The 21,984-nt window shown below is 63.4% G+C and carries 23 protein-coding genes; 13 read left to right on the top strand and 10 right to left on the bottom strand.

Annotation, left to right across the window (positions count from 1 at the left end; all coding sequences use genetic code 11):
- Positions 1 to 5: 5 nt before the first annotated feature.
- The 5 genes from HRU92_RS14120 to HRU92_RS14100 all read left to right on the top strand — a co-directional run bounded on the left by HRU92_RS14120 (position 6) and on the right by HRU92_RS14100 (position 4,963).
- The gene (locus tag HRU92_RS14120) at positions 6 to 794 is read left to right on the top strand and encodes an ATP-binding cassette domain-containing protein (RefSeq protein WP_173088378.1); all 789 of its coding nucleotides are present in this window, start codon (positions 6 to 8) and stop codon (positions 792 to 794) included.
- Positions 795 to 805: 11 nt separating this feature from the next.
- Positions 806 to 1,846 (top strand): sugar ABC transporter substrate-binding protein, encoded by a 1,041-nt coding sequence (locus HRU92_RS14115; protein WP_248307147.1) that lies wholly within the window; start codon positions 806 to 808, stop codon positions 1,844 to 1,846.
- A 70-nt stretch (positions 1,847 to 1,916) separates the two neighbouring features.
- Entirely contained in the window at positions 1,917 to 2,912 is a 996-nt protein-coding gene (locus tag HRU92_RS14110) for an ABC transporter permease (protein ID WP_127754933.1), read from the top strand.
- Entirely contained in the window at positions 2,909 to 3,685 is a 777-nt protein-coding gene (locus HRU92_RS14105; RefSeq protein WP_127754932.1) for an SDR family oxidoreductase, read from the top strand. The genes HRU92_RS14110 and HRU92_RS14105 overlap by 4 nt, the downstream gene beginning before the upstream one ends.
- 42 nt (positions 3,686 to 3,727) lie before the next feature.
- Entirely contained in the window at positions 3,728 to 4,963 is a 1,236-nt protein-coding gene (locus HRU92_RS14100) for an FAD-dependent oxidoreductase (RefSeq protein WP_172121669.1), read from the top strand.
- A 17-nt stretch (positions 4,964 to 4,980) separates the two neighbouring features.
- Here HRU92_RS14100 and HRU92_RS14095 read toward each other — a convergent pair whose 3' ends face one another.
- Together HRU92_RS14095 and HRU92_RS14090 are read right to left on the bottom strand one after the other, a co-directional pair.
- Complete coding sequence (locus HRU92_RS14095; RefSeq protein ID WP_173088376.1) at positions 4,981 to 6,072, bottom strand: Crp/Fnr family transcriptional regulator; 1,092 nt, start codon at positions 6,070 to 6,072, stop codon at positions 4,981 to 4,983.
- Positions 6,059 to 6,427 carry a response regulator gene (locus HRU92_RS14090; RefSeq protein WP_172121667.1) on the bottom strand — a complete coding sequence of 123 codons (369 nt, stop codon included), beginning with the start codon at positions 6,425 to 6,427 and terminating at the stop codon, positions 6,059 to 6,061. The genes HRU92_RS14095 and HRU92_RS14090 overlap by 14 nt, the downstream gene beginning before the upstream one ends.
- A 614-nt stretch (positions 6,428 to 7,041) precedes the next feature.
- On the opposite strand from HRU92_RS14090, the gene HRU92_RS14085 reads away from it, so the two are divergent.
- Entirely contained in the window at positions 7,042 to 7,215 is a 174-nt protein-coding gene (locus HRU92_RS14085) for a hypothetical protein (protein ID WP_172121666.1), read from the top strand.
- Positions 7,216 to 7,231: 16 nt separating this feature from the next.
- On the opposite strand, the gene HRU92_RS14080 is transcribed toward HRU92_RS14085, so the two are convergent.
- Positions 7,232 to 9,094, bottom strand: a complete 1,863-nt coding sequence (locus HRU92_RS14080; protein ID WP_172121665.1) for an adenine deaminase C-terminal domain-containing protein — start codon at positions 9,092 to 9,094, stop codon at positions 7,232 to 7,234.
- 199 nt (positions 9,095 to 9,293) lie between these two features.
- Between HRU92_RS14080 and HRU92_RS14075 the strand changes: the two genes are divergently transcribed.
- The 6 genes from HRU92_RS14075 (at position 9,294) to HRU92_RS14050 (ending at position 15,330) form a co-directional block, all read left to right on the top strand.
- Positions 9,294 to 10,331: an ABC transporter substrate-binding protein gene (locus HRU92_RS14075; protein WP_172121664.1), complete on the top strand. Its 1,038-nt coding sequence runs from the start codon at positions 9,294 to 9,296 to the stop codon at positions 10,329 to 10,331.
- Positions 10,332 to 10,392: 61 nt separating this feature from the next.
- Positions 10,393 to 11,217, top strand: a complete 825-nt coding sequence (locus HRU92_RS14070) for an ABC transporter permease (protein WP_172121663.1) — start codon at positions 10,393 to 10,395, stop codon at positions 11,215 to 11,217.
- A complete protein-coding gene (locus HRU92_RS14065; protein ID WP_127754924.1) occupies positions 11,214 to 12,005 on the top strand; it encodes an ABC transporter permease in 792 nt (263 codons plus the stop codon). The genes HRU92_RS14070 and HRU92_RS14065 overlap by 4 nt, the downstream gene beginning before the upstream one ends.
- Positions 12,006 to 12,017: 12 nt before the next feature.
- Entirely contained in the window at positions 12,018 to 13,085 is a 1,068-nt protein-coding gene (locus HRU92_RS14060) for an ABC transporter ATP-binding protein (protein ID WP_127754923.1), read from the top strand.
- The gene (locus HRU92_RS14055; protein ID WP_349236873.1) at positions 13,082 to 14,407 is read left to right on the top strand and encodes an amidohydrolase; all 1,326 of its coding nucleotides are present in this window, start codon (positions 13,082 to 13,084) and stop codon (positions 14,405 to 14,407) included. Before HRU92_RS14060 ends, HRU92_RS14055 begins: the two co-directional genes overlap by 4 nt.
- Positions 14,404 to 15,330, top strand: a complete 927-nt coding sequence (locus tag HRU92_RS14050) for a nucleoside hydrolase (protein WP_173088372.1) — start codon at positions 14,404 to 14,406, stop codon at positions 15,328 to 15,330. The genes HRU92_RS14055 and HRU92_RS14050 overlap by 4 nt, the downstream gene beginning before the upstream one ends.
- On the opposite strand, the gene HRU92_RS14045 is transcribed toward HRU92_RS14050, so the two are convergent.
- A complete protein-coding gene (locus HRU92_RS14045; RefSeq protein ID WP_173088370.1) occupies positions 15,312 to 16,478 on the bottom strand; it encodes a M20 aminoacylase family protein in 1,167 nt (388 codons plus the stop codon). The two genes, HRU92_RS14050 and HRU92_RS14045, sit on opposite strands and share 19 nt — an antisense overlap.
- 80 nt (positions 16,479 to 16,558) lie before the next feature.
- Here HRU92_RS14045 and HRU92_RS14040 point away from each other — a divergent pair, with 80 nt between their 5' ends.
- Entirely contained in the window at positions 16,559 to 17,251 is a 693-nt protein-coding gene (locus HRU92_RS14040; protein WP_172124717.1) for a phosphoribosyltransferase, read from the top strand.
- A gap of 63 nt (positions 17,252 to 17,314) precedes the next feature.
- Here the strand turns inward: HRU92_RS14040 and HRU92_RS14035 are convergent, their stop codons facing one another.
- From HRU92_RS14035 to HRU92_RS14010, 6 genes are all read right to left on the bottom strand, one after another.
- On the bottom strand, positions 17,315 to 17,584 hold the full coding sequence (locus HRU92_RS14035; RefSeq protein ID WP_127754919.1) for a DUF2312 domain-containing protein: 270 nt from the start codon (positions 17,582 to 17,584) through the stop codon (positions 17,315 to 17,317).
- A 116-nt stretch (positions 17,585 to 17,700) separates the two neighbouring features.
- Positions 17,701 to 18,582, bottom strand: coding sequence for an N-acetylmuramic acid 6-phosphate etherase (locus tag HRU92_RS14030; RefSeq protein WP_172121659.1), 882 nt, complete (start codon positions 18,580 to 18,582; stop codon positions 17,701 to 17,703).
- Entirely contained in the window at positions 18,579 to 19,487 is a 909-nt protein-coding gene (locus tag HRU92_RS14025) for a BadF/BadG/BcrA/BcrD ATPase family protein (RefSeq protein ID WP_172121658.1), read from the bottom strand. The genes HRU92_RS14030 and HRU92_RS14025 overlap by 4 nt, the downstream gene beginning before the upstream one ends.
- Positions 19,487 to 20,164, bottom strand: a complete 678-nt coding sequence (locus HRU92_RS14020) for a putative N-acetylmannosamine-6-phosphate 2-epimerase (protein WP_172121657.1) — start codon at positions 20,162 to 20,164, stop codon at positions 19,487 to 19,489. The genes HRU92_RS14025 and HRU92_RS14020 overlap by 1 nt, the downstream gene beginning before the upstream one ends.
- On the bottom strand, positions 20,161 to 21,024 hold the full coding sequence (locus HRU92_RS14015) for a carbohydrate ABC transporter permease (protein WP_349236652.1): 864 nt from the start codon (positions 21,022 to 21,024) through the stop codon (positions 20,161 to 20,163). The genes HRU92_RS14020 and HRU92_RS14015 overlap by 4 nt, the downstream gene beginning before the upstream one ends.
- Positions 21,021 to 21,941, bottom strand: a complete 921-nt coding sequence (locus HRU92_RS14010; RefSeq protein WP_173088368.1) for a sugar ABC transporter permease — start codon at positions 21,939 to 21,941, stop codon at positions 21,021 to 21,023. Before HRU92_RS14010 ends, HRU92_RS14015 begins: the two co-directional genes overlap by 4 nt.
- Positions 21,942 to 21,984: the final 43 nt, after the last annotated feature.

The following is a 21,984-nucleotide window of genomic DNA, read 5'->3' as shown; positions in this document are numbered from 1 at the left end:
GCCGCGTGAACCAGCCTCTCCTCGAGCTCGATGGTATCACCAAGAGTTTTGGCGCCGTGGAGGCGCTGCGAGGAGTGTCCTTTTCCATTGCCAAGGGCGAGGTCATCGCCCTTCTGGGCGACAACGGCGCCGGCAAGTCGACCCTCGTTAAGATCATCTCGGGCGGGCTGGAGGCCAGTTCGGGCAGCATGCGGTTCGAGGGCCGCGACTTCCGCCCCCGTTCACCCTCCGAAGCCAAAACCGCCGGGATCGAGACGGTCTACCAGGACCTGTCGCTCTGCACCAATATCGATGTGGTCGGCAATTTTTTCATGGGGCGGGAGCTGACGCGCAAGGTGCTCGGCGTTCGCGTGCTCGATGAAGCCACCATGGAGCGGCAAACGGCCAAGGCCCTCGCCGATGCGGGCACGCGCATTCCCTCCTTGCGCACCAAGGTCGAGCACCTGTCGGGCGGGCAGCGCCAGGCGATCGAGCTCAATCGGTTCGTGCATTGGGGTGGCAAGCTGGTCTTGCTGGATGAGCCCTTCGCGGCGCTCGGCGTCGAGCAAACCCGGCGGGGCCTGCAGATGATCCGCCAGGTCGCTGCGCAGGGCATCGGCGTCGTCATCATCACCCATATCATGCAGCAGGCTTTTCAGGTTGCCGACCGCATCGTGGTGATCCGCCAGGGCGTGGTGGCCGGCGATGTGGCGCGCACTCAAACCAATGCGGACGCAGTGATCGGCATGATCACGGGCGAAACCTTGACCGGATCCGGACCGGCCCTGGCGCAGGGCAGTAGCGATCCGGTTTGAGGAGCGATGTTTTGAACAAACTGCTGAAATCGACCCTGCTCATTGCGGCGAGTGGCGCGGCCTTGTTGAGCCCGGCCTATGCCCAGGACAAGGGCACGGTCTACTACATGGTCCCGACCCTCTTGGATGAATTCCAGACCGGCTCGGTCAGTGCGCTCGAAATGTTCCTCGAGCAGGTCGGCTACGACATGACGACGCTCAATGCCGACAACAAGACCGACTTGCAGCAATCGCAGATGAACGACGTCATCACCCTGGCCCCTACGGCTATTATCCTGGCAGCAGTGGACTTCAATGCCCTGGCGCCTTCCGTTGATGCGGCGCGGGCGGCAGGCATTCCCGTCATCCAGTTTGATCGGCAGATTTCCTCTACCGTTTCGGACTTCACCTCGGTCGCCGGCACGATCGAGATTGGCTATGTCGCCGCCCAAGAGGTCGAGCGGCTGCTGACCGAAAAGAACGGCGGGGTCAAAGGCAAGGTGCTGCAGGTGCTGGGCGACCCCGGTGACCCCTATACCCTCGATATTCAGAAGGGTTTTGAAGAGAAGATGGCAGCCTTTCCCGAGGTCACCATCATCAGCCAACCCGCCATGATGTGGGAAGCGAGCAATGCCGGCACCATTGTGTCGGACCAGCTGCTGGCCAATCCCGACATCGACATCGTCTTCAGCCACGCAGCGCATCTATCCGTCGCGGCCGTGGCGGCGCTGGAGTCGGCCGGCAAGCAGCCTGGCGATGTCCTGGTGATGAGCTCCAATGGTGCCCCGGTTGCGCTGCAGCTGATCCGCGATGGCTGGATGCAGGTGGAAGTCGAGCAGCCGCTTTATGCGCAGGCTGCGGCGGTGGCGATGTTCATGGACAAGATCGTTGCCAAGGAGCCCATCGAGCCCGGCGAATATGATGTGCTCGGGCTGACTTCAGCGGTGACGGTCGAAGACTGGGGCCCCACGATCAAGATTCCGGGTGCCGCGGTCACCGCCGAAAATGTGGATGACCCCGCTTTCTGGGGCAACGGGCAGCCGCCAGCACAGCCGATCACGCCGGTTGAATAACCATTGAACCCTCTGCTCCCTCCCCCATCGGGAGGGAGCCTTTGTCCATAGCCCTCCCGGAAGCTCATCCATGCCGCCTCGCCAACGCCAAGCGCTCGAGTTCGTGCTCGATAACCTTGTGTGGTTCATGCTGCTCGCGGTGCTGGCAATCTTTTCGGCTGTTATCCCGAACTATTTCCAGCCCGGCATCTTCGCCAACATCATCGAGCAATCCAGCGTTCTGGGTGTCATGTCCATTGGCCTGGCGCTGGTGATCATCGCCGGCCACATGGACTTATCGGTGGAATCGGTCGCCGCGCTCAGCGCCATGGTCACGGGGATACTCTTTGCTTCGTCTGGCATCGGCCTTGGCATAACTTTGACACCGGGCTGGCTGGTTGTGCCAGTCTCGCTTGGCGCCGGCCTGCTGGTGGGCGCCGCTATCGGCGTGCTCAACGGCTTTCTCGTGGTCAAGGTCAAGATGAATGCTTTCATCGTCACCCTGGCGAGTTTTATCTGGGTGCGGGGGCTGGTTGTGGCCTTGTCGGGCGGCCGCTCGGCGCAGAACCTGGCACCCGAATTGCGTTGGCTCGGTATTCAGCGCGTCCTTGGCATTCCCCTCACCGCTTACATCGCCATTTTCTGCTTTGTGGCCTTCTCCTTCATCCTGGCGAAAACCCGGTTCGGCCGGCACCTGCTGATGATCGGGGGCAATGAAGGCGCCGCGTTTCGCGCGGGCATCAAGGTCAACAAGGTGCTGATGGCAGCCTTTGTCCTTTCAGGGGCTATTGCCGCCCTGGCCGGTTGGCTCCTCGCCATTCGCACCTCGGGGGCTACCGCCAATCTGGGCGCCGGCATGTTGTTCAATGCCTTTGCCGCGGTGGTGATCGGGGGCGTCAGCCTCAAGGGCGGCGTAGGCTCGCTGCCCGGCGTTTATGCCGGCGTGCTGCTGCTCTCGTCGATCAACACTGCAATCAACCTCATGGGCCTGCCGGCTCATTACACCCAGGTCATCCATGGCCTTCTGGTCTTGGCGGCGGTGCTGCTCGATACCCTCAAACAAACCATCAGAAAGCAATTGGCATGAGCGACAGGCTGGCGGGCAAGACGGCCCTGATCATCGGGGCTGCCCGTGGCATTGGCAAAGGCATTGCGCTGCGCTTTGCCGAGGAAGGCGCCAACCTCGTTCTGGCCGATTGGGAAGCCGAGGCCGGTCGCGCCTCGGCCGAGGAGTTGGGTGCGCAGTTCATCGCCACCGACATTTCGCGGCTGGCCGATGCGGAAGCGGCCGTGGCTATGGCACTATCCGCCTATGGGCGGCTCGATATCATCGTGCAAAATGCCGGCGTTTATCCCTGGCAGCTGATCGAGGACACTTCGGAAGCCGATTGGGATCGCGTCATGGCGGTCAATCTGCGCGGCTCGTTCAATGCCGCCAAAGCGGCATTAGCGCCGATGCGGGCGCAAGGCTCGGGGCGGATCCTTTTTACCTCCTCGATCACCGGCCCGCATGTCACCAGCCCGGGCCACGGCCACTACGCCGCGACCAAGGCCGGCATCAACGGCTTTATCCGCTCGGCGGCGCTGGAGTTTTCCGCCTATGGCATCACCGTCAATGGCGTCGAGCCCGGCAATATCCTGACCGAAGCGATGCAGGAGCATCGCGGCCCGGCTTTCATCGCCGATATGGAAAGCGCCATTCCCCTGGGGCGGCTGGGCAGTGCCCGCGATGTTGCTAACGCGTTTTTGTTTCTGGCTTCCGACGAGGCCAGTTATATCACTGGCACCACCATTGTCGTAGATGGTGGTCAGTTGCTGCCCGAGGGCAACGACTTCCGCATGCGCCCCAGCGGCGTCTAGACAGCGGATCGCCAACATTATTGAGTTGAGTCGGAATTCTCCATGAAAGCAGATTGCGTTGTCCTCGGGGCCGGGATCGTCGGGGTCAGTGTCGCCATTCACCTTCTCAAGCGCGGCCGTTCCGTGGTGCTGCTGGACCGGGGGGAGGCCGGAAAGGAAACCTCCTATGGCAATGCCGGACTGATCCAGCGCGAAGGGGTGGCGCCGCATCTGTTTCCCCAGTCGCTGGTGACCGTACTCAATTATGGCCGCAACCAGAGCGTCGACATGCGCTTTCGCTGGCGCGACCTGCCCAAGTTGTCGCCGTTCCTTGCGCGCTATTGGTGGGCGTCGCGCTCGGGCTCCTATCAGAAGATCGTTGAGGACTATTCCAAGTTCATCGCCCATTCGGTGTCCGAGCATGCGCCGTTGATCGAGGAAGCGGGCGCCGGGGACCTGATCGGCAAGGCGGGCTGGATGGAGGTGTTCCGCACCGAAAAGGGTTTCCGCGCCGCCCTCGAGGAAGCCGAGGGGCATGGCCGCTATGGGCTGGAGCACCAGGCGCTCGACCAGCAAACGCTGCGCAGCCAGGAACCCCATGTCACTGCCCCACTCGTTGGCGCGGTGCATTGGACGCAGCCCTGGACGGTACGCGATCCGTTGGCGCTGACGCAGGCTTATCTGCGCTTGTTCATCCAGCTGGGCGGAAGGTTCGTGCATGGCGATGCGCTCAGCCTGCGTGAAGCGGCGCCGGGCTGGAGCGTCGACACAGTCGAGGGCCCGCTCCAGGCGCGCGATGCGGTGGTGGCGCTGGGCCCATGGTCGGGCGGGCTGCTGAGCAGACTGGGGCGGCACCTGCCGCTCGGGGTCAAGCGCGGCTACCACATGCATTACCGCCCGCGCGGCAATGCCACCATCTCCATGCCGATGTTTGATGAAGCGGGCTTCCTGATGGTGCCGATGCGCCAGGGCATCCGGCTCACCACCGGGGCGGAATTTGCCGCGCTCGATGCGCCGCCCAACCCTGTGCAGGTGGATGCCGCCGAGCCTTATGCGCGCGAGGGCTACCCCATTGCCGAGCGGCTCGATGCCAAGCCTTGGATGGGGGCGCGGCCCTGCACGCCCGACATGAAGCCCATAATCGGGCCTGAAGGGCGCAAGGGGCTATGGCTGGCCACCGGCCATGCCCATCATGGGCTGACGCTCGGGCCCGCCACGGGGCGGCTCCTGGGCGAAATGATGACGGGGGAGACCCCCTTTGTGGATCCAACGCCCTACAGTGTTGCGCGTTTCCGCTAAAGGCGCAAAGCCAGGCCTCAGGCCTGGCTTTTGCTGCGGTCGGGCACCAGCTGCACGCGGTGAAACAGGCTCGTCAGCGTTTCCACCGTGGCCTTGCGCTCGGGGGCATCGCCCGCCAACTCGTGCAGATCATTGGCGAGCCGGGTGAGCTTTTCAAATAGATCGTCAGCTTCCCCGCGCATGATGCCCGAGGACACGAATGACCAGGTCTTGAGCATCTGCTTGAAATCAGCCGCCTTGCGCCGGAAGGCGTCGGGCTCCTCGGACGCCGTCGGCGCGCGGCTGGGGATGAACTCGAAACTGTCCTCAATCCGGCTTTGCAGCACCGGGGTGGGCCGCGCTGGGGCCAGCTCGGCAGCCTGCTCGCCCAGATGCAGATAGCCGGGGGTGAATTCGCCGATTTCAGCCAGCTCGTCCCAGCGATGGATCGTCAGCACGCCATTGGCAAATTCGATCAGGTTGTCGGCGCGCAGCACCATCAGCGTGCGGTTGACATGCACCACGGACATCCCGGTCACTTCGGCAAGGTGGCGCTGCGAAAGGGGCAGGGGGCAGCTATTGCCCTGGGCAATGCCGGCGGCCTTGGCGCGGATCAGCAATTCGCAAAACAGATGCGCCAGCTGCCCGGCGGCATTCTTGATGCTGTTGCGAAGAAGCCAGATGCGCAGCATCGAGGCCTGCACCAAAGTTTCGCGCCACATCAGGCCCTGCAGGGACGGAAACTGCGCGAGCAGGTCGAGCATCTTGCGCTGCGGAATGAGCCCGACAATGGAGGGAACCAGTGCTGAAAGCCCCTGGTCCGCGATCGGCATCTGCAGCGTTTCCAGCCCCGGGGCATCGCCGCGCAGGTAAAGTCCGCAGATCTGGCGATTGCCGCGGGCATCGTCGTTGAAGCGCTGCAACACGCCATCGAGCACCACGACGATGCTGGACGCGTGCGACCCCAGCTGGGTAATTTCTTCATTGGCCGACAGCCGCACGGTGGAGCCCGTCAGGGCCAGCAGGCCAGTGCGCTCAGCGGGGCTTAGGGGGCCAAACAATCCCAGATGGCCGGCCAAGGCATCGCCGATGGCGGGCAGGCCCGAGCCTGAATGGTTACGCATAAGCATGTTGCTGCAATCCTTGCTTGATGGCTCGAGCCAGATCTTCGGTCGAGAACGGCTTGGCCAGCACTGGGGCGTTGCCACATTGGGTCGGCACGTCGGCGGGGGTGTAGCCGGTGGTGAAGACAACAGGGATGTTGCGATCGTGACAGGCGGCCGTGATGCCGAGGCTCGTGGTCAGGCCCAGATTGATGTCCAGCACCGCCAGGGCAGGCTTGTGGCTGTTGAGGTAAACAAAGGCATCCGCTTCGGAGTGGAGGCATCTCCCGACCGGCCAGCCGATTTCATCGGCCATTTCCTCGATCATCATGGCAATCAGGGGTTCGTCCTCAACGATCATCAGTTCCGCACCATCCGACATCGCCAACCTCCTGTTCATTGAACTATGTTAGTCAAACTCGAGAATTACGAAGCCATGTCTGCGCTTGTTGCCGTGCCGCTGATGGCGCCAGGAAGCGCTACAGGGCACTGCAGTTTAATTGTCTCGCCTGAGCCGGTCCGCTCAGGTTCGTGCAGCAATTCTGGCGTATAAAGCGGCCTGGATCGGGCAGTGACGTCCGCTCATGGCGAACGCAGCAGGGCAGCATCGCCTGTGGCGGCTGCGTCTCTAGGCGTCATCAACTCAGTCTTAGCACATCAGCCCCGATAGGACCAACTTGTATTAGCAAGCGTACCAAGTTGGACCCATTCCCCTTGGGTCCGGTCAGCCGGTTCATTTAATCGTGATGCAAATGGCTGGCGCCGGTCACGTCATCGATAGCACAGCATTGCTGGGGGCGTGCCGAGCCAGCCATCCCTGCACCAGATGCTTTCGCTATCTGTGCACACGCTGTCGATCCAGACCGGATATACGGCCCTGTCCAACGCCGTGCACCCGGTCCACGAGCGGTTGGCGCGCTGGCTGTTGATGTGTCACGACCGGGCCGAGGCTGATGAGATGGCGCTCACGCACGACTTTCTCGCGCTGATGTGGCCGTGCGCTGCCCCAGTGTCACCACGGCGCTCCACTCCCTTGAAGGGAGCCACTTCATTCGTGCGAAGCGCGGCTTCATCACCATTCGTGATCGCGAAGCGCCGGAGGCCTTTGCCGCCGATGCCTATGGCGCCCCCGAGGCAGAATATCGACGCGTGCTGGGCCCGTTGCACTAGGCGAGCCCAGCCACATCTACCAGACGATGGGGTGGGTGGCTCCGGTGGCAACATTGACGAACCCCTCCGGCGCGAGCGGCGAAGGGGCTACCAGAACCCAACGCCAGGGCGCGCAGGTGAGGGTGGCAAAGGCCAGCCGTTCGGGAAAGCCGGGCCACCAGCGCGGCGAAAAGGTCGGCTCGAACATCCACTCAATGGTTTCGCCCTGTCGGTAAAGCTCGGCCATTTCGGCATCGAGTTCGGCGGCCGGGCGGCAGGTCATGAGGCCCCCGACCTCATAGCGCACGGTGGCGAGCACTTCCCCGCTACGCACCAGGGCCCAGCCCCCTTGCGTTTGGCGCAGGGTATTGACCGCGAGCGCCATGGCCTCGTCCGACGAGCCCACAACCCAGATATTGTGCTTGTCGTGCCCCATGGAACAGGCCAGCGCCGTATCGGGCGTGGCCGGCCCGGTGCCCAGCCAGAACATGGCCGCGGTTTTGCCCTCCCCCGAAAACCGGTCAACAATGGCGAATTTGGTGATGTTGCGGGCAGTGTCGCGCTGCACCAGCCCATTCTCTACCTTGAGTTGGGTGGTGATGAAGTCATCGGCCCAGTGGAAAGGCCGCAACAGCGCAGCCTGAACCGTGTCGCGATCCGCAGGTGCGGGAATAGCGAAATCATCGGCCGTCATTTCCCGCTCGATATGGACCGTCTTTGTTGCCCAGTCGGGCCAGGTGATCTGGGGCAGGGCGCCGGTATAGCTTTTCCCCTGCGAGACCTGGGTGCCGTCAGCCCAGACCTGGTCAATGGCGAGCTTCTCAATGTCATCGAGCAGAACCAGATCGGCAAAGCGTCCCGGCGCGATAGCGCCGACCCAAGGCGTTAGCCGCATATGCCGGGCCGGATTGATCGTCACCAGTTGGATCGCGGTCTCGACCGGCAGCCCTGCGGCGATCGCCAGCCGGACATTGTGGTCGGTGGCCCCCAGCTTCATTGTATCGGAACAGGAGCGATCATCGGTGCACAGCGCGACATTGGACCATTCGCTCTGCCCGCGCTCAAGCAGGCCCGTGATCATTTCGGTGAGGGAATGGGGCCGCAATTCCATGAAAAGGCCGCGCCGCAGCTTGTCGCTGACCTCCTCGGCCGTCCAGGCTTCATGGTCCGACGCCATGCCGGCGGCGGCAAAGGCGTTGATGTCGTCGATGCCGCGCATCCCGGCCGCATGCCCTTCCACGACGCCGCGCTGCTCGAAGGTCGCGCGGATCATGCCCCAAAGCCGCTCATAGGAAGGGTTCTCGGGGTTCCAGACCGCCGGCCAGTCCATCACCTCGTCGAGCCCCGCCACCATCAACTGGCTGCGCAGGAACTGGGCCTGTTCGGCATAGCCGAAATGTCCGCCACCCCATTCATAGGCGGTGGGCGGAACGGCCGAGCCCGGCAAGGGGAAAATCTTCATGGGCGAGCCGGCCAGCCGTGCAGTCAGCCAGAATTGGAGATTGTGAGCGCCATTCACATTGGAAAATTCATGGCTAGCTTCGCAGGTCCAGGTGCAGCCATGCGGCAGCACCAGGGCCGCCTCCCATTCGGGCGTTAGATGGCTCGATTCAATATGCTTGTGCACTTCGCCAAAGCCGGGCACCGCCGCCAGATGCGAGCGATCGATCCGTTCCGCGACAGTTCCCGGATAGGCGCCGGCCGGACCCACCCAGGCGATGCGGCGCCCCGAGACCACGATCTCCTGATCCTCGTGCCAGTTGCGGCCATAGACATCGAGCACCTTTCCCACGCGAATGGCGCGATCGGCCGGGCGCTTGCCCAGTGCGACCAGGGCCAGGTTCTGCCGGATCGCGACTTCGTCTTCAGGGTTGATCAGCAGATCGCTTATGGTGGTCATATCAGTTCCGAGATACAGTTTGCCGCGCTGACAATGCGCTTGCCTGTCAATAAGAGGGATGGCGAGTAGAAGCCATCTTCCCATGACAGTTGCACAAAGATAAGGCTTGCGGCATATGCGACCCAAAAAACAGGCTTCTGCCGGCCGGGCCTGCGCTCCATCCGTTCGCGGACGGCACTCCGCGTGCAAAGGAATATCCATGTCGAAAACAGTTTCTTCCGTCTTCGCGGTTGCCCTTGCCGCCACTACCCTGATGGCTGCGCCCGCAATGGCGCAGGACAAGACCCTGACCATCTCCTGGTGGGGCTTCAATGGCGAAAAGCTCGAAACGCTGGTGCTCGCGCCCTTCCGCGAAATGTGCGATTGCGAGATCGTGTTCGAGACCGGCAATAACGGCGAGCGTCTCAACAAGCTGCAGATCCGCAATGGCGGTGGCGTTGACGTCGCCTATTTCTCCGACAGCTTCAGCCAGCAGGGGATTGAAGCGGGCCTGTTCCAGCAGATCGATCCGGCCAAGCTCCCCAATCTTGCCGGTCTCTATGACATCGCCAAGGACCCGCAGGGTGGGTATGGTCCGGCCTATACGATCGGCCGCGTCGGTATCGTTTACGACACCGCCAAGATCGCAACGCCGGTCACCTCCTGGAATGACCTTTGGAGCGAAGACCTCGCTTCCTCGCTCTCGCTGCCCGGCATCACCACCACGGCTGGACCGATGGTCGTGCTCAAGGCAGGCGATCATGCCGGCGTCGATGCCTATGAAGACACCGATGCCGCCTTTGCCGCCGTCGCCGAACTCAAGCCCAATGTGGTCAAGAACTACAACACCGGCTCGGAGATGATTAACCTCTTCTCGACCGGCGAGATCAGTGCTGCCATTGCGCAGGACTTCACCCTTGGCCAGATTCAGGCTGCCGTGCCGACCGTTGAATGGGCCGAGCTCGAGGAAGGCTCGATCGCCACGCTCAACACCGTCAACATCCCCAAGGGCGCAGCCGAGCCGGAACTGGCCTACCAGTTCATCAACTTCATCCTGTCGCCCGAAATCCAGCAGGTTCTGGCTGAAGAGGGCGTTGATGCTCCGGTGAACACCGCGGTGGAACTGACCCCCGAGCAGGCAGAACTCTGGACCTATGGTGCCGACACCATCGCCGGCCTGCAGCGCATCGACTATGCCAAGATGAACGCTGCCAAGTCCGGCTGGATCGAGCGCTGGAACGAAATCTTCGGCATGTAATCTCCAAGCGGGGCGCCTTAGCGCGCCCCGCAATCTTTGCTGGACTAAAGGGCCAGGTTGAATGAAGCGATTTTCAGGTTGGACCCTGGCCTCCCCCGCGACGCTGCTCGTGGTCGTCTTTCTGGTGCTGCCGGTGGTCGCCACCATCGTCACCACCTTCATGACGCCCAACGGCCCGCTGGCGCCGTATCTTGGATTTTTCGGCAGCGGTTTTCGCCGAACGGTGCTGTTCCGCACCATTCAGGTTTCGTTCATAGTTACGGCGATCGCGCTCATAGTTGGCTTCATAACGGCCTTTGTGATCAGCCGCGCGCCGGGTTGGCTCAAGTCGATCCTGATCATTGCCGCCGTGTTTCCGCTGCTGACCGGCGTCGTCGTGCGCTCCTTTGCCTGGCTCATCATTCTGGGCAAGAACGGCATTCTCAACAATTTCCTCGTCTCCGCCGGTCTCATCGGCGAGCCCCTGACCATGCTTTACACGCAAGGCTCGGTGATCGTGGCGATGGTCTATCTCTTTGTTCCCTTGATGATTTTGACCCTGGTGGGCGTGCTTGAATCTATCCCGGAGGACCTGATCCAGGCCTCCTCCTCGCTGGGCGCCAAACCCTGGGCGACCTTCACCCAGGTCATTCTGCCGCTCGCGGTGCCGGGCCTCATCGTGGGCGCGGTGCTGGTGTTCACCGGCAGCTTCACCTCCTATGCCACGCCCCAATTGCTGGGCGGCGAGCAGGTGATGATGATGGGCACGCTGATGTATCAGCAGGCCATGGTCACCTTTGACTGGGTCGCGGCTTCCACCATCGCGGCCGTCATGGTGGTGTTCACCATCGCCATTGTTCTTGTGATGACGCGCGTCGCCCGCCGTCTCAACCCGATGGCGGTATGATGACCCAAAAGCTGCACCCGGCCCTCATTGGCTTTACCGTCCTCGTGTTCATCTTCCTCATCGGCCCGCTCATCATCGTGGTGGGCTCGGCGCTGAGCGACACGACCTATCTGACCTTCCCGCCCCAAGGGCTGTCGCTGCGCTGGTTCGCCAATATCTTCGAGATCGCTGCGTTCCGGCGTACCATCATCACCAGCCTGCAGATCGCGTTCCTCTCGACCTTCATCGCGCTGCTGATCGGTATTCCCGCCGCCTATGCGCTTAATCGCTATCGCATCCAGCTGCCCGGGTGGCTGGCCACGCTGTTCGTGCTGCCGGTGCTGGTGCCTGAGCTGGTGCTGGGGTTCGCGCTCCTCAAGAATGTAGCGGTACAGTTCAACACCCCCATTTTCCTGACGCTGGTGTTCGGTCACAGCCTGCTCGTGCTGCCCTATGTGGTGCGGGTGATCAGCGCTTCGCTCGCCTCGTTCGACTTTTCGGTCGAGGAAGCGGCGATCAGCCTGGGCTCACCCCCGCTGCGCACCTTTTTCACCATCCTGCTCCCCAATGTGCGCTCGGGCGTGATCGCGGCCTTTATCCTGGCCTTCATCACCTCGATCAATGACGTGTCCATCTCCATTTTCCTCACCGGCCCGGGCATTTCCACACTCCCCATCCAGTTGCTGGCCCATATGGAGCAGTTCTTTGATCCTACCGTTGCTTCGGTGTCAGTGCTGCTGATGGTGCTGACCGTCGGGGTCATGGCGATTGTCGAGCGCACGCTCGGCCTTACCTTCCTTGCTAAATAGAGTGCCACGCGCGTGACCAAAGCTCTTTCGATCCAGTCGATCACTGCCCATTACGGCACGACCAAGGTGCTTGAAGATCTTTCGCTCGAGGTGGCGGAAGGCGAACTCGTCTCGCTGCTGGGCGCCAGCGGCTGCGGCAAGACCACGACCCTGCGTCTGGTGGCCGGTTTCCTGCAGCCCACTTCAGGCCGCATCCTGCTTGGCGGGGTCGACCTGACACGCCTGCCCGCGCATCGGCGCGATATCGGGCTGGTGTTCCAGAACTATGCGCTCTTTCCCCATATGAGCGTGGCCGACAATGTGGGCTTTGGGCTCAAGCAGCGCGGGGTTGCGCCGGCGGAAAAAACCAAGCGTGTCGCGGCCATGCTCGAGCGCGTGGGCCTCGCGCATCTCGCGAGCCGACTGCCCGGAGAGCTGTCGGGTGGGCAAAAACAGCGTGTGGCACTGGCGCGCGCCCTCGTTATTGAGCCGCCGCTGCTGATGTTTGACGAGCCGCTGTCCAATCTCGACGCCAAGCTGCGGGTCGATATGCGGGTCGAAATCCGCCAGCTGCAGCGCGCCAATGGCACGACCTCGGTTTACGTCACCCACGACCAGGAAGAAGCCTTTTCGATCTCGGATCGCGTGGCCATCATGCATGCGGGCCGCATCATGCAGCTCGATACGCCCGAAACCCTCTATCAGCGTCCAGCCAATGCGTTCGTCGCGCGGTTTGTGGGCTTTGAGAACCTGATCCCCATGCGCGTTGTCGAGCGGGATGGGGCGAAGATCACCGCCGAGGCTGCCGGTGGCGTGCGGTTGACGCTGGGCCTTGAGCAGTTCGGCGCCATTCCCGACAGCTTCACGCTGGCCTGCCGGGCCGATGGCCTTGTGGCAAGCCCTGACCTCGCCATGGAAGGCATTCCGGCGACGCTGGGGCTGCGCACCTATCTGGGTCGTGCCTACCAGTATCAGTGCGACACGCCCGCCGGCCCGCTGCTGGCCAATGGGCCGCTGACGCGGCCGCTCGAGATGGGTGGGCAGGCCAAGCTCGTGCCCGTGCCCGAGCAATGCACGATTCTGGCGGCAGAAACGGCGTGACCATTCTTTTCGTCAATGCCTGGGTGCTGACGCTCGACGAGGCGATGAGCGAGCACAATCCTGGCTGGGTGCAGGTGGATGGCACCACCATCACGGCACTGGGCGGTGGCGAGCCGCCCTCCATCGCCGGCGCCGAGATCGTGGATTGCGGCGGCGATATCGTCATGCCGGGCATGGTCAACACCCACTGCCATATGGGCATGGCGGTGTTCCGGGGCTTGGGCGAAGACGTGGATGATCGCCTGTACCGCTATATCCTGCCGCTTGAGCGCAAATTCGTGTCGCCCGAAATGGTGCGGGTCGGCTCGGCCCTGTCGGCGCTGGAGATGATCCAGGGCGGGGTCACCACCGTCGCCGACATGTATTATTTCGAGCAGGAAGTGGGTCGGGTAGCTGCGGCTTCGGGCCTGCGCGCCATTGTCGGCCAGACCCTCGCCGACTTCCAGCCGCCCGATCATCGCGACTGGGACGAGGGCTTTGCCCTGGTCGAGGCGCTGGTGGATGAGTTTGCCGGCCATCCGCTCGTCACGGCTTCGATTGCCCCGCATGCGCCATACTCCACCGGCCGCGCCACCATGGAGCGGGTAGCGCGATGGTCGGCGGATCACCCCGATATTCCGGTGCAGATGCATCTGGCCGAAAGCGATCTGGAAGTCCGCTGGGCGCAGGATAACCATGGCTGCTCGACGGTCGAGGTGACGCGCGAAGCTGGTTTGCTCAAGCCCAACCTCATTTGCGCGCACTGCCTGCAGCTCGATCATGCCGATATAACCTTGATGGCCGAGGCGCAGGTCTGCGTCGCGACCAATCCGCGCTCCAATGGCAAGGCCGGCCGCGGCATCGCGCCGGTGGAGGCCTTGCGCAATGCCGGTTTGCCGGTTGGCCTGGGCAGTGACGGGGCAATGAGCGGCAATACGCTGGATCTGTTTGCGCAATTCGCGCCGGTGTCGATGTTTGCCAAGCTCTTGGGCAAGTCGCGGCGGCCGCTGCCGGCGCGCGATGTCGTGCAGATGGCGACGATCGAGGGAGCCCGGGTGCTGGGGCTCAATCTGCAGACGGGTTCGCTCGAGCCGGGCAAGCAGGCGGACCTTATTCGCATCAGCCTTGCCGCGCCGCGGCTGCATCCGATCTATGATCCTTATTCGGCGCTGGTGTTTGCCGCCATGCCCGGTGATGTGCTCGACACTATGGTGGCCGGCCGCTGGCTGATGCGGGACCGGCAGGTGCAAACGGTAGAGCCTAAGAAGGCGCTCCGCGACGCCTTGCAGATTGCCGACCAGTTCAAGGCCGAGATGGTCCTGCTTGACGAGCAGAAAGCTTGAGCGCGCCAGCAACCCCGCGGCGGGTGATCATCGACACCGATCCCGGGCTCGATGATGCGGTCGCGATCCTTTACGCTGTGGCTTGCGGTCGGTTCGAGGTGCTGGGACTGACGACGGTCGCGGGCAATATCGGTATCGAGGCGAGCACAAGCAACAGCCTTCGGCTGCTTGCCGCGATGGCGCGCAGCGATGTGCCGGTGCGCCGCGGTGCTGCGCAGCCGCTTCGTCGTGGCGGGGCGGAACTCACCTCCATTCACGGCGATGATGGGATGGGCGGCCTTACGCTGCCCCCGCCGCAAGCCCAAGCGCAAGGAGAAGCGGTCGGGTGGCTGGTCGAGCAATTGCAGTCGGCGCCTGCGGGGAGCGTCGACATCCTTGCCCTCGGGCCCCTGACCAATATCGCCCTCCTCGTGCGCGACCATCCTGATGCTGCGGCCCGCATGGGTCGGCTCATCGTTATGGGCGGAGCGGTGGACGAGCCCGGCAATATCGGGGCGCGTTCGGAGTATAATTTCGCCACCGATCCGGAGGCGGCGCAGATCGTGCTCGGAGCGGGGCTTGATCTCACCGTCATCCCGCTCGATGTCACCCGGCGCGTGCGGGTGCTTCCGGGGCAGATTGCCTCGCTGCGCGGCTCACGCGCGGGAGACCTTTGTGCCGAGATCATCGCGCTTTATTTCGGCACCGGCCGGGAAAGCCGGCCGCTCCACGACCCTTGCGTGATGCTGTTTGCGGTCGAGCCGGGTTTGTTCGGCCTCGACACCCTGAGCCTTGCCGTTGATGTCAGCGAGGGGCCCGAAGCGGGCGCCCTGGTGCGCTACCCGGACGGGCCGCCCATCAAGGTCGCGATGCGGGTCGATGGCCCCGGGGCTATCGAGGCCCTGAGGCATGGCCTCAATGCGGCTCAGCGCAGCTCTTGCTGAACCAGTGTGCTCCAAAAGCGGGCGCCGGTTGCAATGGCTTCGTCGTTGAAGTCGTAGCGCGAATTGTGGTGCAGCGCCCCATCCACTGCCGGACCATTGCCGAGCCAGACATAGGCGCCAGGCACCGCTGCGCCAAAGAAGGCAAAGTCGTCGCCCGCGGTGGAGGGGGGAAAGTCGGTCACCACCGGCCGGCCCGTTACGGCCTGCGCTGCCGCCAGGGCGCGACGGGTCGCGTCGGCATCGTTGATCACGGGCGGGATGCGGCGCAGGAATTTATAGTCCGCAGTGATGCCGAACATGGCAGCGGTGCCCTGCGCCAGCTGGCCAATTTCGGCTTCGAGCTGGTCGCGCACCGCGGCGCTGTAGGCGCGGGCCGTACCGCCGATGCGGACAGTGTCAGGGATGACATTGAGGGCCCGGAAATCGCCGCTCTCGATAGCGCAGGCGCTCACCACGGCGGGTTGCAGCGGATCGACGCGACGAGCGACGATGGTGTGGAGGGCAAGAAGGAATTGGCCGGCGGCGGTGACGGCATCGCGCCCCAGATGGGGCTTGGCACCATGGGTGCCGATGCCGCGGAACGTCACTTCCCAGCTATCGGACGAGGCCAGCTGCGGGCCGGCGACCACTGCCATCTCGTCGGGAGCGAGCCCGGGCATGTTGTGGAGACCATAAACAGCATCCACCGGGAAGCGCTCGAAGAAACCGTCATCGATCATGGCCTTGGCACCACCGCGTCCTTCTTCGGCGGGCTGGAAGATGAAATGTACTGTGCCCGAAAAGTTGCGCTCCCGGGCGAGGTGGCGTGCCGCCGCCAGCAGCATCACGGTGTGGCCGTCATGGCCGCAGGCATGCATGGTGTTAGGGGTCTTGGAGGCATAATCGCGCTCGGCCAGTTCAGGCATGGCCAGCGCGTCCATATCGGCCCGCAAGGCGATCGCCCTTGTGCCCGTGCCCACGCGCAAAGTGCCGATGACGCCGGTCTTGCCAAGGCCGCGATGCACTTCGATGCCGACCTCTGCGAGTTGATCGGCGACGATCTGGCTGGTGCGCGTTTCCTCAAAGCCCAGTTCGGGGTGGGCATGCAGGTCGCGGCGCAGCTCGATCATGTGCATGAGCTCGAAAGGGTCATTGCTGTTGGATTGCATCGAAAGCCCGTACTTGAAACACTAGCCCCCAGACATCGGCTCCCGGGTGGGGCCCTTGCAAGAGAAACCTTGCCGTGACCATCGAACCACACAGCTTTTGGCAGCAGATCGTGCCGAAGGGCACTTATCCCGGCGACCCGGAAGCCGGCTATTTCGGGGGCTATCCGGCCCAACTTGCGGATGGACGCGAATTGCTGCTGCCCATTCGCGTCCTGCCCGGCGATGGCACCAGGGCGGTTGCTTCCCTGATCATCAACCAGGCGAGCTTTGCCGTGGAAGATGCACTGGCCGAGCAATTGGCGGGGCTGCTCGCCCCTCATGCGCCCGATGTGGTGGTTGGGGTGCCGACGCTTGGTTTGCCGCTCGCCAATAATGTGGCGCGCCGGCTGGGCCACCCCCGGATGGTGGCGCTCGGAACTTCGCGCAAGTTCTGGTATGTCGAGGATCTCTCCGAGCCGATCAGCTCGATCACCAGCCCGGGACTGGGCAAGACCATGTTCGTTGATCCGCGCATGCTGCCCTTGCTGGAGGGCAAGCGGGTGGCGGTGATCGACGATGTGATCAGTTCAGGCACCTCGACAGGAGCCGTGTTGCGGCTGCTGGGGAAGGCCGGGATCGAGCCGGTGGTGATCGGGGTGGCGATGCTGCAGGGCACGCGGTGGCAGGAGCCGCTGGCGCCCTGGCGAGAGCGCATCGTGGCACCGCTGGCTTCGCCCTTGCTGCAGCGGGCGGGCGAGGGCCCGTGGCGACCATTGCCGGACGGGACCAGCTGACAGCAAAAAGCACCCCCAAGCTGGCTGGGAGTGCTTTTCCAAGCTCACGAGGCGAAGGCCGGCTCAGGCCGCCTTGGCGTCTTCGGTCTCGTCGGTGCGGTCCATGGCGCGCATATAGAGATCGAGCAGGGTTTCGTGCTCGTCACGCTCGTCCTGGTCCTGCTTGCGCAGCTTGATGATCTCGCGGATCACCTTGACGTCGAACCCTTCGCCCTTGGCTTCGGCAAAGATCTCTTTCTTGCCTTCGTTGAGTTCGGCGATCTCGCCTTCGATCTGCTCGATGCGTTCAACAAAGGAACGGATCCGTCCACCCGCAATACCAGCGTCGCTCATGGTGCCTCCTGGGTTTCAATGAGGTCGGCACTATTCGCGTCTGCGGGTTGACGGAAGGTAAACCATAAGCGGTTGTCCCGGGATCTTTGCGCGGACGCCGCGTAACGCGCGCCGGATTATTGCAGGGCGCGGCGCAGATTGCCGTCGACGCCGGCCAGAGCAGCTTCCGCGCCCGCCCGATCGAGCGACTTGAGCAGCATGACGGTGGCGATCTTGATGCTGCCGCCGGCAGCGGCGAGGGCCTCGGCGGCGGTGGCGTAATCGGTGTCGGTGAGGGTCGCGACCATTTTGGCGGCGCGGTCCTTGAGCTTGGTATTGGTGGGGCGCATCTCGACCATAAGGCCGCGATACACAAACCCCAGCCGGATCATCACGCCCGTCGAGATGCAATTGAGCGCCGCCTTTTGCGCGGTGCCAGCCTTCATGCGAGTGGAGCCCGAAAGGATCTCGGCCCCGGTATCGAGCAGCACGGCGATATCGGCCACTTCGCCCAGGCGAGCGCCTGAGTTGTTGAAGATGCTGATCGTCAAGGCACCCTTGGCGCGGGCATGCTGGACGCCGGCAATAGCATAGGGGGTGCGGCCGCTGGCGGCGAGGGCAATCACCACGTCGTTTTCGTTGACGCCGATGCCCTCGAGAGCCTCGATGGCCAGCTGCTCGCTGTCTTCGGCACCTTCGGCGGCGCGGAACACGGCATCTTCCCCGCCTGCCATGAGGCTGAGGGCCCGCTCATAGGGCCAGTTGAAGGTGGGGGGCAGTTCGGCAGCGTCCTGGGTGGCGATGCGCCCCGAGGTGCCGGCGCCGAGGTAAACGAGGCGACCACCACGGGCCAGCCGTTCGGCGCCCCGGTCAATGGCTTCGGCGATGGGGGCGCTGGCGGCCTGGACGGCACTGATCGCGCTGAACTGGCCTTCCAGAATGCCGGCAACGAGATCGGTGCTGGACCAGTCTTCGAGATTGGCGAAGCGCAGGGAGGCGGATTCGGTGGTGTGGCTCATAAAGGGGCCTCCTGTTGGTGAGTGGTTCTGGCCCATTGGGCTGCGTGGCTCGCGGCGTCGATCTGGGGGAAACTGACTGATGTTTCCGGTAGGGCAGCGGTCAGGCCGGATTTGATCAGGGGGTGGAGCGTCGTGATCCCACCCACAAAGGCGACGGGGAGCCTGCCGGCGCGCCCGATCAGCGCCTTGGCGAGACGGGCGAGTTCATCGGCGGCGCGCTCGAGGACCTCGGTTGCCAGTGGATCGCCGGCAGTCGCGGCGCGGGCCACGGCCTGGGCGAGGGTGCCGATCCGGCCGCGGTCGCTGCCATAAACAAAGGTCCGGGTCTGGTCCCAGTGGTCGCCGCCCATCTCGGCAAAGAGTTCGCGCGCGAGGATGGCGGCATCGGCAGGGCCGCCGGTGGCATCGATGCGGCGATAGAGTTGATCTAGCGCGGTCAGGGCGATCCAGGTGCCCGAGCCGCCGTCATCGATCAGGAGCCCGCGACCGCCGACCCGGAGCATGGTGCCGTTGGCATCGAGATGCAGCCCGATCGAGCCCGTTCCCGCCGAGATGAGGTGCCCTTCGCCCGGAGCAAAGGCAGCGCGAAAGGCCAGTTCCATGTCATCGATGAGGCGAATGGCGCCTGCCTGGAGCTTGAAGCTGCTGCCGACCAGTTGCCGTGCCTCTTCATGCACGCTTTGGCCCAGCCCTGTAATGCCCAGGCAGGTAGCATGGATGGGCTCTTGAGGGAGCGCTGCGGCGATAGCGGCGAGGGTGGTGGCCAGTCGCTCGCGTTCAGCGGCATTAAAGAGATGGCCGGTGGCGCCGGCGGCCGAACCACGGGCGAGCGGGGTGCCAGTTGCATCCACCAGCACCCAGCGCGAGGCGGTGCCGCCGATATCGATGCCTAGAAAGCCTGCCATCAATGTGCCTCGGCAACCGCCCGGGCAAAGCCGCGGGTGATCTCGCGCGGATTGGTGATCATGGTGCCGACCACGACGGCATAGGCGCCAGCAGCGATCGCGGCTTGCGCCAGTTCGGGGGTGTTGAAGCGGCCTTCGGCGATGATGGGCGTCTTAACGGCGGCAGCAAGCGCACGGATCAGCTCGAAGTCGGGCAGGTCGGGCTTGGGCTGGGTGTATTCGGTATAGCCCGAGAGCGTGGTCGAAACATAGGTCGCGCCCATGGCCGCCGCCGCGATGCCCTCCTCCACCGTCGAGACATCGGCAAAGGTTTCAAGCCCAAGCCGGTCGCGGATATGGGCGATGATGGCAGCAGCTTCATCGCCATGGCGGGGGCGCGGGGTGCAATCCAACGCGATGATATCGGCACCGGCTGCCGCCAGCGCATCGGCGGCCGCAATGGTGGGGGTGATGTAAACGGGCACGTCCGGGGAAAAGACCTTGTGGATGCCGATCACCGGCAGACCCGCAGCTTTCACGGTGCGCACATCCTCGGGCCCATTGGCGCGAATGGCGCTGGCGCCCCCATCGCGTGCGGCCAGGGCCATGGCGCCCATGAACTGGGGACCATGCAGGGGATTGTCGGCCCGGGCCTGGCAGGACACGATGAGGCTACCCTGTTGCAGGCGCAGGCTCATTTGATGGCTCCCGAGGTCATGCCGCTGATGAACTGCCGGGACAGCACGATATAGATGATGATGATCGGCAGGGCCGAGAGCGTCAGGCCGGCATAAAGCACGCCGTAGTCGGTGGAATATTCACCCATGAAGGTAGTGAGGCCCTGGGGCAGGGTTTTCAGGCGATCGTTCTGGATGAACACCAGCGGGAAAAAGAAGTCGTTCCAGATCGGCACGACGTTCTGGATGCCGGCGATGACCATGGCCGGACGCACCAGGGGCAGCATGATCGACCACATGATCCGCGCCTCGCTGGCGCCATCCATGCGGGCGGCATCTTCAAGTTCATTGGGCAGGGTGCGAATGAACCCCGTCATGATGAAGATCGTCGTGGGTAGGCCCATGGCGGTATAAACAAAGATCAGCGAGAGCTGATTGTTGAGAATGCCGAGATCGCGCATCAGCATGAAGAGCGGGATGATGGCGAGCTTGAGGGGCAGGGTCAGGCCCGCGATGAAGAACATCAGGATAAAGCCGGCGCCGAAGAACTCGTAACGCGCCAGCGCATAGGCTGCCATCGTGCCGAGGGTCAGGATCAGTGCCATGGAGGCGCCAGTCACGACGAAGGAATTGATGAGGTACTGCAGGAAGTTGGTCTGGGTCCAGATCCGGCTGAAATTGACCAGATTGGTGAAATCAGGAATGCCGAAGGGCGAAGCGAAGATCTGCGGCGTGGTCTTGAAGGCCGAAAACATCATGATGACGATGGGCGCCAGCATGATGAAGGTATTGGCGATGAGGATGATCTGGACCAGCCCGTCGCGCCCTAGGGTGGCGATGAGGCCGGGACGATCGCTGTAAGTGCTGGTGACAGTGCTCACAACTGGATCTCCCGTGCGCGTAGGCGCACCGTGATGACGCCGGCGACGGCGGCAATGAAGAGGAAGATCAGCACGGCAAGGGCACTGCCCAGACCGAAGTCTTGCTGACCAGAGGACACATTACCGAAGGCGGTGCGGTAAAAATAAAGGCCCAGCACGTCGGTAGAGCCAAAGGGCGAGCCATCGAGCCCCGCCATCACATAGGGCAGCTCGAACCAGTTAAACGCGCCCACAAACAGCAAGACGAAGACGACGGTGGCGCTGGGCGCGACGAGCGGCCAGACAATCTTGGTGATCTTGACCCATTCGCTGCGGGTTTCCATGCGCACGGCATCGAGCATTTCCGTGGGGATGCGCTGCATGCCGGCGAGGAAGACAAGGGTGGGAAAGCCGACCATGTGCCAGGCATTGGCGGCGATCAGGGCCCAAAGCGCGGTTGAGCTTTGCCCGAGCCAAGGTTGCGCCAGTTCGCCCAGGCCCATGCCGCGCAGGCTGATGTTGACGACGCCGAACAGCGGATGAAGGAAGAGCTTGAAGAGATAGCCGACAATGATGGTCGAGAGCACGACGGGCAGGAACACCGCGATCCGGTGGAAGCGGGCGCCTGGCAGTTCGCGCCACAGCGCATAGGCGAGGAAAAAGCCCAGGCCGTTCTGCAGCACCATGAGGGCAAAAAAGACGATGATGTTGTGGGAGAAAGCGTTGCGGGTCCAGCTGGCATAGGGCTCGGCGAACAGCACGGTATGGAAGTTGTCGAGGCCGACAAATTCGCCGCGCAGCAGCCCGTTCCAGTCAAAGAAGGCATAAGCGAAGGCGGAAATGATCGGGTAGACGACGAACAGCGCCACAAAGGCCAGTGGCGGCACGATCAGCGCCGTGATCCAAAGCCCGCGCCCGGTGAGGCGAAGTTGCGGCATGGTGTTCTCCAGCTAGGATCTCCCCCGCCGGTGGGCGAGGGAG

It is taken from the genome of Devosia sp. 1635 (assembly GCF_013185955.1).
GTDB lineage: Bacteria > Pseudomonadota > Alphaproteobacteria > Rhizobiales > Devosiaceae > Devosia.
The sequence above is the reverse complement of the archived record's forward strand: the minus strand, read 5'-3'. Positions and strand labels throughout refer to the sequence as shown.

Excerpts from the sequence above, each read along its gene's own strand:
- HRU92_RS14065 (WP_127754924.1), top strand. The coding sequence starts at position 11,214 with ATGATGACCCAAAAGCTGCACCCGGCCCTCATTGGCTTTACCGTCCTC.
- HRU92_RS14010 (WP_173088368.1), bottom strand. The coding sequence starts at position 21,941 with ATGCCGCAACTTCGCCTCACCGGGCGCGGGCTTTGGATCACGGCGCTG.
- HRU92_RS14020 (WP_172121657.1), bottom strand. The coding sequence starts at position 20,164 with ATGAGCCTGCGCCTGCAACAGGGTAGCCTCATCGTGTCCTGCCAGGCC.
- HRU92_RS14025 (WP_172121658.1), bottom strand. The coding sequence starts at position 19,487 with ATGGCAGGCTTTCTAGGCATCGATATCGGCGGCACCGCCTCGCGCTGG.
- HRU92_RS14030 (WP_172121659.1), bottom strand. The coding sequence starts at position 18,582 with ATGAGCCACACCACCGAATCCGCCTCCCTGCGCTTCGCCAATCTCGAA.
- HRU92_RS14080 (WP_172121665.1), bottom strand. The coding sequence starts at position 9,094 with ATGACCACCATAAGCGATCTGCTGATCAACCCTGAAGACGAAGTCGCG.
- HRU92_RS14045 (WP_173088370.1), bottom strand. The coding sequence starts at position 16,478 with ATGCAATCCAACAGCAATGACCCTTTCGAGCTCATGCACATGATCGAG.
- HRU92_RS14105 (WP_127754932.1), top strand. The coding sequence starts at position 2,909 with ATGAGCGACAGGCTGGCGGGCAAGACGGCCCTGATCATCGGGGCTGCC.
- HRU92_RS14110 (WP_127754933.1), top strand. The coding sequence starts at position 1,917 with ATGCCGCCTCGCCAACGCCAAGCGCTCGAGTTCGTGCTCGATAACCTT.
- HRU92_RS14090 (WP_172121667.1), bottom strand. The coding sequence starts at position 6,427 with ATGTCGGATGGTGCGGAACTGATGATCGTTGAGGACGAACCCCTGATT.
- HRU92_RS14070 (WP_172121663.1), top strand. The coding sequence starts at position 10,393 with ATGAAGCGATTTTCAGGTTGGACCCTGGCCTCCCCCGCGACGCTGCTC.
- HRU92_RS14075 (WP_172121664.1), top strand. The coding sequence starts at position 9,294 with ATGTCGAAAACAGTTTCTTCCGTCTTCGCGGTTGCCCTTGCCGCCACT.
- HRU92_RS14095 (WP_173088376.1), bottom strand. The coding sequence starts at position 6,072 with ATGCTTATGCGTAACCATTCAGGCTCGGGCCTGCCCGCCATCGGCGAT.
- HRU92_RS14035 (WP_127754919.1), bottom strand. The coding sequence starts at position 17,584 with ATGAGCGACGCTGGTATTGCGGGTGGACGGATCCGTTCCTTTGTTGAA.
- HRU92_RS14100 (WP_172121669.1), top strand. The coding sequence starts at position 3,728 with ATGAAAGCAGATTGCGTTGTCCTCGGGGCCGGGATCGTCGGGGTCAGT.